This is a genomic window from Peribacillus aracenensis (assembly GCF_025175645.1).
Classification (GTDB): domain Bacteria; phylum Bacillota; class Bacilli; order Bacillales; family DSM-1321; genus Peribacillus; species Peribacillus aracenensis.
Genome location: NZ_JANZMJ010000057.1, coordinates 1 through 9,236, shown reverse-complemented (window position 1 = coordinate 9,236; position 9,236 = coordinate 1). Strand labels below are relative to the sequence as shown.

Here is a 9,236-nt window from a genome sequence, read left to right as displayed (position 1 = left end):
TTCTTTCTCAGTAAAGAGTTTTTTTGGCATTTAATTGTTCTCCGATTCTCCCATTTTTTTCATTATACATAAAAGTACCCTATAGAGCAGACCTTTTTTTAGTGTCTACTCTATAGGGTACAGTTTATACTAAACCGCAACCTTTTTTTGTGTAATTAAAAACAGATATCATGTAAAAGTAGTATGAACAATAATAACTAATGTTATAATAGTAATAACGATTATAACTCTTTTGAAAGGAGGAATGAATTATGGCTATAAGGAAATTAACTAAAGTCGGAAATAGCTTGGGTATTACGTTTCCAGTTGAAATGTTGAAAACTGCAAATTTAGCTTTTGGAGACGAATTAGAGGTTGAGTTTAAGGGTGAAGAAATCATTTTAAGGAAAAATAAAAATGTTAAATTACCTAAAGGTGTAGATGCAGAATTTATGGAAATGCTATCAGATGTTATTAAAGAACATGACGAAGCATTCAAGGGATTGGTGGATAGATAATATGATGTTGGATATTATCTATCTCTCCACGAATCAAATTATTGCTATCAATGCCATTCAAATAAAAGTTTATTCTCCTACTGAACAAATCGGAGTAAAAGATCCCGGTCTCCTTGATTCTACAGTGAACAGACCGAGACAAACTATCTTCGAAAATGATGCATACCCATCTATTCATGAAAAGGCTGCAGCCTTATTCGAATCCATTTCTAAAAACCATGCTTTCCACAACGCAAACAAGAGGACAGCACTCGCTTCCCTTATTATGTTTCTGAAGATCAATCATTATCAATGGTTAATGGGAATAGAAGAAGAACAGGATTTTGTTGTAGATGTCGTTAATCATAAATATGATTTTAATGCTATCGCAAGAATCATCCAAGAGAACATAAAGGCTTTATAAAAAGTTGTGTTTATGGAGCATTTTATTTTTATGAGTTTGACAGCAATTTATGCTGAGCTTTGGTATACAATAAAATTATTCAAAAAAGGGGGGATAGTCATTTGGATGACTATTCCCCTTTTAACCAAATGCATAAAAATATACCTTTATTAAATCTCGACCATTTACTTACAATTGCAAACGAATCAAGCAAAATTAAAAGACATGAGCTGGGTACAATACCGACTCATGCCCAACAAACTGTCTAATTAAAATAAAGTGTCTAACTTTTTTGATTCACTTCTTTCCAGACATTATATCATCCCTGTTATAATGTCTCATTTTGAATTTATAAGGAGAAGATTTCACGTGTTTATCAAACACTTTACTGAAGTATGAAGGGTCTGAATACCCAACTTCCAAAGCAATTTGCGTAATGGACTTATCAGAGTTAATAAGTAATTTCTTCGCAGTTTCTATTCGTAAATTTGTTAAATACATTGTGAATGTCATACCAACTGTTTCTTTAAAATACCTACTTAAATATTGAGGATTTAAGTGAGTATAAGTAGCAATTTCATTTAACGTTAACGGCTGGTTATAGTTTGCATGGATATAATTTAAAATTGAATTTATTGCTTTTTTGGAAGAAGTAGCAGGTTTAGATGAAATACTATCCAATAAAGAAACCTGGTTGATTGATTTAATGGCCTTATCGACGGCGATTTCAATATCTGACGTACGAGCAGGTTTTAAAAGATAGTCCAATACACCATATTTTAATGCTGTTTGTGCACAGTTGAAATCTTCGAGAGCGGTAATAATAATTGTCTTTACATTCGGTAAGAATTGTATAATCTTTTTTTGAACGGACATTCCATTTTTCCCAGGTAGTTGGATATCCATTAGAATGATATCAGGTTTAAATCGGGTAGCAAGTCGAATTGCTTCCACACCATTTTTTGCATCTTCTAAAATGCATAAATTTAAGAAACGCCTCTTTAAAATGATTCTTAATGCTTGTCTTTCTAGAGGCTCGTCATCTACAATCATTAGCTTACACATTAAAAGCCTCCTATAAAAATTACACTCCAATTAGTTGATACAAGGAATAGAGATAATAACAATCGTTCTGTAAACAAGGTCGCTTTCGATAGTTAAGCCGTAATCGGGTCCAAAGTAGTTTCTAAGACGACTGTGTGTATTATGCAAACTAAACCCTTCATACGATTGAACGTTTTCATTCATCGAGTTTAATAAATTTTTCATGTAAGGCTCTATCCCTTTTCCATTGTCAGAAACCCTAATCAGGATGTTTCCGTTATTTACCATTCTGCCTGATAAAATAATTTCTCCTCCAGATTGCTTATCTTTAAGTCCATGGACAAAACAATTTTCAATAATAGGTAGGAGAATACCAGTTGGTATTTTATAGTCTAATATTTCGTCATCTATGTTTATTTTGTAGGAAATTCGATCACTATACCGTAACGATAGGATATCAAGGTACCGTTTATTGTTTTCAATTTCGTCCTTTATTTTACGCAAATCCTCTTTGCTGTTTAGATTATACCTAAGCCAGTCTGATAAATTAAATACTAATTCTTCTGTTTCGGATGCATTTTCAATTAGAGCCATTCTTGCAATTGTATTCAGTGTTGTGAGTATGAAGTGAGAATTTATTTGTGATTGATTGTTATTTGAAGTTATGTTTTTTAGTTGCTGTTCAAGAAAAACGCGTTTTTGGTATTCGTCTGACACTTTTTTATTGGTTATGTTAATCTCACCAATTTTTCCGATATATTCAGCCATATGTGAAGCGAAATATAGGTCATTGATAAACTCTTCACTTTCAATAATAGGAATCGTTTCTAAAGTTTTTTGAAGTTGATTAAGTGGAATACCATATTCTTCGGAAAGTAATTCTATATCAATTGATTGATGAGTTTGTTTACCTCGAATAAGTACCTGCCCCACTATAACGGAACCAATATATATACCGCCTACACTTATTGCTGCAACACCATTTGATAACCCGCTCTTATTCGTATAGGTCATGGCTTTATTTTGTTGCATGGCAAGAAAAGCTGCTTGAGAATCATCAAGCAGGCATTGTTTATTTCCTTTATTAGATTTGTAAATTAAAGCAGAATAAGAGATTAAATTACTTTCATTACGTACAGAAAATCCATTAATATCCACTACTCTAATTGGCGTATTTACCCAATGGGATAGTCTAATTAATTCCTTTTCAAGGGTCTCTATATCGATAATATCATGAAACTTAATATTTTGTAACACATCCATGAGTAACACATCCTTACTATGTTTTGGAGACTTAATTGTAGCAAAAATGATTCATCGGGGTGCATGGTAATATATATAAATATAAAATGTCCAATTAAGTTAGGTATAAATTGTGCAAGATTTCATCGAAAATATCAAAAAAACAAGCCGGGATTTGTAGTAAAATCATCTTACAAAATAAATAAAAAACGCTTTTAAAATGAAGATGCAATTTGTTTTATAAGGTGAAAAATCTAGGAGGTATGTATCATGGTGCTATTATCTAAAGATGTAACAACATCTATTAAAGAAGTAAGTATGCTTGTCGCCAAAGCGAAAAATGCTCAAGAAATTTTCGCCTCATTTTCACAAGAAAAAATTGATGAAATTGTTAAAAAGATATCATTATACTCTAGTAAAGAGGCAGAAAAATTAGCAAAATTAGCAAATGAAGAAACAGGATTTGGTAATTGGCAAGATAAAGTTATTAAGAATAAATTCGCGAGTGAAGTCATTTATGAATATATAAAAGATATCAAGACTGTTGGCATTTTAAGCGATGAATCAGCAACTAAAGTGATAGAAGTCGCTGTTCCTGTTGGATTGGTAGCTGGATTAATCCCATCGACTAATCCAACTTCAACCGTTATTTACAAGGCATTAATTGCTTTAAAAGCCGGTAATGCTATTATTTTCTCCCCGCATCCGATGGCTTTAAAATCAATTATTGAAACAGTCAACATTATAACCGAGGCAGCTATCGAAGCTGGAGCACCAGAAGGCATTATCGGATGTATAACACTTCCAACTATAGAGGGTACAAATGAACTAATGAAGCATCGTGACGTCTCATTAATTTTAGCAACAGGTGGGGAAGCGATGGTGAAAGCAGCGTATAGTTCAGGAACGCCAGCCATCGGTGTAGGCCCTGGTAATGCACCAGCGTTTATAGAACAGTCAGCAGATATTAAACAGGCAGTTAAACGTATCATAGATAGCAAAACATTTGATAATGGTGTTATTTGTGCTTCAGAACAATCTGTTGTTGTCGAACAAATATCGAAAGAAGAAGTAGTTCAAGAATTTATAAATCAAGGAGCATATTTTTTAAGTAATAAAGAATCAGAAGAGTTGTCTCATTTTATACTAAGAGATAACGGAACAATGAATCCCGCTATCGTTGGAAAATCGCCTCAAGCGATTGCTGATTTGATTGGATTAACTATACCTGAAGGGATTCGCGTATTAATTTCAGAGCAAACGACAGTAGGCAAATGGAATCCGTATTCAAGAGAAAAACTAACACCTATTTTAGCATTCTACACGGAAGAAACATGGGAAAAAGCATTTAAGAGATGTGTTGAATTACTAATGAATGAAGGTAAAGGACATACATTTATTCTTCATTCAAATAATGAAGAAATAATTAAAGAGTTTTCGTTAAAAATACCTGTTTCTAGAATGATTGTAAATACGCCTGGTTCCCTTGGTGGTATTGGCGGTTCTGCAAATCTAATACCTTCACTAACATTGGGATGCGGTGCTATCGGAGGAAGTGTGACTTCAGACAACGTCGGTCCATTAAACCTTATCAATACTAGACGTGTAGCATATGGAGTTAGAGAGTTAGAAGACATAAAAGGATAAACATTAGATATTGCTCGTGTGAATTCTCTTTGACTTTTACAATATAAGCAAATGTATGGAAGGTCAAATCCATGTCTATACTCATATTCACCTTGGAATGGCGGTGGCCTTGCATGTCTTTCGAGAGAGTTAATTAAGAGTAGGAGAACCTTGCGTTGAATATGTGGAAGGGACCAATAGGGCTACTTGTCATGCCTCTAAACATAAATTGAATTACGGGGGAGGTAACAATGTTTGAAATGATATGTGATCAAGATTTAATCAATGTATATATTAAAGCAATGACATAAAAACTTGATTCTCCTTTAGTTTATTTGTTAGTAGAAGAAATATGAATCTAATTTTTATATTGATTGGAACAAACAAAGGTGGTTATGCCAGTTATACCTAAATGGATTTCAACACTTTAAATAGTCTTTTGGTAATCTACGCTTCTAGTGATACGATGTAATAGCTGTCATCTAGGGCCTGGTACGAACGATTTTCTATGGGAAAATCAAGAATTACAAACGTATAAAACACGCTTATAAGTAAAAAGTGCTTATAACAGGAATTTGTGCATGATCTGTTACTGTAGTTAAAAACAGGTTTGCTTTCTGGACGAGCACCAGCAGGCTATTCAATAGATGTACAAGTTAATGAATTAAAGACAAATAACGTCGAGTATGTGACAAAGCATGTTGTTGCTCATAGCGATATTATCACCTGCGAAGGTCCAAAAGGGGCTAAAGAATTTGGTTAGAGCTTAGTCACTGCATTTTTAAAATAATGAAAAGATCATGCCATATTAAGTTACCGGAAATTTTACTGATGATTTCATAATAATAATTTATTTAACAAAAAGGTTATGTTATATAGAAAATTTAAATTATAACAAGAGAAGAAAATGGATAAATCGTTAGAATTGATGTCTGTTTGAAGAAAAACTAAAAGCTAGAGAAAGGAAATAAAAGTGAGAATTGTACGGTCAAAGCAATGATTTAAAAGAGACCCAAGGAAAGATGAAGCAACTAATTTATTTAGTATTGTTAAAGAAGAGAGATTAAGTTTTTTTGATAGATATAAAGCCTTTTAAGGTACTTCTTGAGGACTATTTTATGAATGTTGCTTTTGGCTTTTCATATTAAGATTACATTAGAAGCAATTATTAACCTTTTTATTCTTAGTAATTATTCTTACTTTTATGAATGGTAGCTGTACAATTGAAAGTGAAAGAAGGAAATGGGTATTGGATTGCTATTTGAAAAAGTACTTAAGCGAGGGAAGAAAATTGGCAGTAAGTAAAACAAACGCAATGAGAATACTGGACACTAACCTTATAGAATATATTATCACCTCTTATGGTTTAGAGGATGGGGAAATTGACGGTGTTTCTGTTGCTCAAAAGCTAGGAAGAGAAGCTGGCATAGTATATAAAACGCTTGTGGTACAAGGCAGCAGTAAAGAACATTATGTTTTTTTAGTTCCAGTTGAAGCTCAGCTGGATTTAAAGAAAGCTGCTAAAACTGTTAAAGAAAAGAAAATTGAAATGACTGCGGTGAAGGATATTCAAAAATTAACAGGATATGTTCGCGGGGGATGCTCGCCTATCGGCATGAAAAAGCTATTCCCTACTTTCATTGATAAAAGATCAAAGTCTCTTGAAACTCTCATTGTCAGCGGAGGAAGTATAGGAACTCAGATTGAACTGCAGTTAGAGAATCTTGTCAAAGTAACAAAAGCCCATTTTGCAGATTTATTAAGATAGAGATCGGTTCATACAATAAAGCAAGTCGAGAAAGGAGAAATAAGAAACTATTTGAATTGTTTATTCGTTAACAAAACTTTTTATAATGAGGGTAAAATATGATAAAAACAAAAAATAACACACGCATAGTAGTTGGAATGTCTGGTGGAGTAGATTCTTCTGTTTCCGCATTGCTTCTGAAAGAGCAGGGCTATGACGTAATCGGAATCTTCATGAAAAACTGGGACGATACTGACGAAAACGGTGTGTGTACAGCAACAGAAGATTATAACGATGTAATTCGAGTTTGCAATCAAATCGGCATTCCTTACTATTCTGTTAACTTTCAAAAGAAATATTGGGATAAAATATTTACTTATTTTCTTGATGAATATAAGTCTGGACGTACTCCGAATGCGGATGTCATGTGTAATAAAGAAATTAAATTCAATGCATTCTTAGAACATGCTTTAAGTCTTGGGGCAGATTATTTAGCAACGGGTCATTATGCCCGTATAGAGAAAACGAATGACGGAGCTAAGTTGCTTCGCGGTTTAGATAAAAATAAAGACCAGACCTACTTTTTGAATCAGCTTTCAGATGAACAGCTACAGAAAGTTATGTTCCCTATAGGAAGCATGGATAAATCGGAAGTAAGAGAAATTGCAGAGAGAGCCAATTTAGCTACTGCTACCAAAAAAGATAGTACGGGTCTTTGTTATATAGGAGAGAGAAACTTTAAAGAATTTCTTAGTAATTACCTGCCTGCACAGCCAGGGATCATCGAAACAATTGAAGGGGAATCTATTGGTAAGCATGATGGCCTCATGTATTATACAATCGGCCAACGACACGGCTTAGGGATTGGAGGGGCTGGTGATCCATGGTATGTAATAGGTAAGGATTTGAAGCGTAATATCCTATACGCGGGACAGGGTATTGGAAACGAAAAGCTTTATTCGACTTCAATTGTGGCTATAAATATGAGTTGGGTATGCGGTCTTCCTAAGAATAAATTGTTCCAATGTTCAGCTAAGTTTCGTTATCGTCAGCCTGATAATAATGTAACGGTTGAGCTTCTTGATAACAATGAAGCAAAAGTAACTTTCCATAATCCAATCCGAGCGGTTACACCCGGACAAGCAGTTGTTTTTTATGAAGGAGAAGAATGTCTTGGTGGAGGAACAATCGATTTAGTATTTAATAATGGAGAGCGACTAACCTATGTCAGCTGATGATAAAACTATACACTAACCTTACATTTTAAGACTCTCGCAAAGAAAAAGCTGCTATTAAAATTGTTCCTGTGTCGAAACATTCTAAAAAGTGAGGTGTGTGTAATGAAGGATCCTAATAATATTTACAACACTGCGGTAGAGGCAACTTTGGAGGTAATTGGAGGAAAATGAAAACCGGTAATTCTCTTTTATCTAACATTTGGAAAGAAACATAACAACGAATTGAAAAGCTTGATACCCGCAATTACTCAAAAAATGTTAACGCAGCAACTTCGGGAAAGACGAAAATTGTTTTTACTTGATGAAAAATTAAAACGTAGTGTGATGAATTTCATGAATATTCATTCTAGGTTCTTGTTTGAAAAGAAGTTTTACGAGGAACGTAAAGAGGCGATTGTTTCATCATCACGTTTAAATGAACTAATGCAAGAAGCAATAGATGAAGGGTATGAAGGTTCTCTTGATAATGCTTCTATCCATTCGTGGGTTTGGACACCACATTATTATATGACTAAATCTCCATTTTACAACTTCCCATATACATTCGGATACTTATTTTCTCTAAGTATTTATGCAAAGGCAAAAGGAAAAGAATTGGAAAAAGATTAATTTTGACTTGCTTCGTGATTCAGGAAGTATGTCCACAGAAGATTTAGTAATAAAGCATATAGGGGAAGATATTACATCAGAAGCCTTTTGGGAAAAAAGAATTGAATTATGCGTTAAAGATGTCGAAGAATTTATTACCTTAACATCTTCTTAAGTTTACGGGTGCATTTGTAAAAAATTGAAGGGTGATCAATAATTGAGAAATCCAGTAAAGATTCAGGCCATTATTGAAGAATTGGAAATGCAGTTTGATGAGTCTCGGACATTTTTAAATGTAAAAACTGGTGAAATCATTTCAGTAACTTTGGATGACTTGAGAGCAGCTGAAGATGAAGAAGAATTCGGGCATTTACCTGAGTGGGAACAAGAAGATAGAAAAGTTGCTAATGATGTATTTGAAAACTTTGAGAATTACAAGGAACTCCCAACAAAATATGAAGTAAATGAATATGAGATCATAGAGGACTTTTGCTTTACTGTTAGTGATGAAAGAAAGCAAGATAAATTATTAAGTTCAATTAAGGGGAAGGGTGCTTTTAGAAGGTTTAAGGACAAAATCATTGACTTTGAAATGGAGGACCAATGGTATTCTTATCGTGACGAACGATATAAACAAATTGCATTTAAATGGTGTCTAGACAATAACATAAACTTTATTGATAATTAGACTTTAAAAATGTATGGCACGAGACCTATGGCTGAATAAGGTGATTGCTCTTTGTTCAACTGATATGAACGAAACTGTCAACCCACCACACCCAAATGTTTTTAAATGGTGTTTCATTCAGCTATGAATAGAGTTATTCCTTGTTCAACTTATAAACCAAATATCCTTTCGGATTTAGCTTGTC

8 protein-coding genes and 1 pseudogene are annotated in these 9,236 nt (G+C 33.6%); 7 read left to right on the top strand and 2 right to left on the bottom strand.

Going from position 1 to position 9,236, the window contains the following annotated elements; all coding sequences use genetic code 11:
• Nucleotides 1-251: 251 nt before the first annotated feature.
• Both N0M92_RS28405 and N0M92_RS28400 read left to right on the top strand, forming a co-directional pair.
• Nucleotides 252-497 carry an AbrB/MazE/SpoVT family DNA-binding domain-containing protein gene (locus N0M92_RS28405; protein WP_048689328.1) on the top strand — a complete coding sequence of 82 codons (246 nt, stop codon included), beginning with the start codon at nt 252-254 and terminating at the stop codon, nt 495-497.
• 1 nt (nt 498) lies between these two features.
• Nucleotides 499-900, top strand: a complete 402-nt coding sequence (locus tag N0M92_RS28400; RefSeq protein ID WP_260288923.1) for a type II toxin-antitoxin system death-on-curing family toxin — start codon at nt 499-501, stop codon at nt 898-900.
• A gap of 276 nt (nt 901-1,176) precedes the next feature.
• On the opposite strand, the gene N0M92_RS28395 is transcribed toward N0M92_RS28400, so the two are convergent.
• Nucleotides 1,177-1,944, bottom strand: coding sequence for a response regulator transcription factor (locus tag N0M92_RS28395; protein ID WP_260288922.1), 768 nt, complete (start codon nt 1,942-1,944; stop codon nt 1,177-1,179).
• A gap of 30 nt (nt 1,945-1,974) precedes the next feature.
• Entirely contained in the window at nt 1,975-3,186 is a 1,212-nt protein-coding gene (locus tag N0M92_RS28390; protein WP_260288921.1) for a sensor histidine kinase, read from the bottom strand.
• 249 nt (nt 3,187-3,435) lie between these two features.
• Between N0M92_RS28390 and N0M92_RS28385 the strand changes: the two genes are divergently transcribed.
• The 5 genes and pseudogenes from N0M92_RS28385 (at nt 3,436) to N0M92_RS28365 (ending at nt 9,052) form a co-directional block, all read left to right on the top strand.
• Nucleotides 3,436-4,812, top strand: a complete 1,377-nt coding sequence (locus N0M92_RS28385; protein WP_260288920.1) for an acetaldehyde dehydrogenase (acetylating) — start codon at nt 3,436-3,438, stop codon at nt 4,810-4,812.
• Between the two features lie 1,270 nt (nt 4,813-6,082).
• Complete coding sequence (gene ybaK, locus N0M92_RS28380; protein WP_260288919.1) at nt 6,083-6,559, top strand: Cys-tRNA(Pro) deacylase; 477 nt, start codon at nt 6,083-6,085, stop codon at nt 6,557-6,559.
• Nucleotides 6,560-6,657: 98 nt separating this feature from the next.
• Nucleotides 6,658-7,773, top strand: a complete 1,116-nt coding sequence (mnmA, locus tag N0M92_RS28375) for a tRNA 2-thiouridine(34) synthase MnmA (protein ID WP_260288918.1) — start codon at nt 6,658-6,660, stop codon at nt 7,771-7,773.
• 288 nt (nt 7,774-8,061) lie between these two features.
• Nucleotides 8,062-8,539: pseudogene (locus N0M92_RS28370) on the top strand (M3 family oligoendopeptidase); the annotation flags it as partial.
• 42 nt (nt 8,540-8,581) lie between these two features.
• Complete coding sequence (locus tag N0M92_RS28365; RefSeq protein ID WP_260288917.1) at nt 8,582-9,052, top strand: UPF0158 family protein; 471 nt, start codon at nt 8,582-8,584, stop codon at nt 9,050-9,052.
• Nucleotides 9,053-9,236 lie beyond the last annotated feature (184 nt).

Coding starts and splice junctions, on each gene's coding strand:
- N0M92_RS28405 (WP_048689328.1), top strand. CDS start 252: ATGGCTATAAGGAAATTAACTAAAGTCGGAAATAGCTTGGGTATTACG.
- N0M92_RS28400 (WP_260288923.1), top strand. CDS start 499: ATGATGTTGGATATTATCTATCTCTCCACGAATCAAATTATTGCTATC.
- N0M92_RS28395 (WP_260288922.1), bottom strand. CDS start 1,944: ATGTGTAAGCTAATGATTGTAGATGACGAGCCTCTAGAAAGACAAGCA.
- N0M92_RS28390 (WP_260288921.1), bottom strand. CDS start 3,186: ATGGATGTGTTACAAAATATTAAGTTTCATGATATTATCGATATAGAG.
- N0M92_RS28385 (WP_260288920.1), top strand. CDS start 3,436: ATGGTGCTATTATCTAAAGATGTAACAACATCTATTAAAGAAGTAAGT.
- mnmA (WP_260288918.1), top strand. CDS start 6,658: ATGATAAAAACAAAAAATAACACACGCATAGTAGTTGGAATGTCTGGT.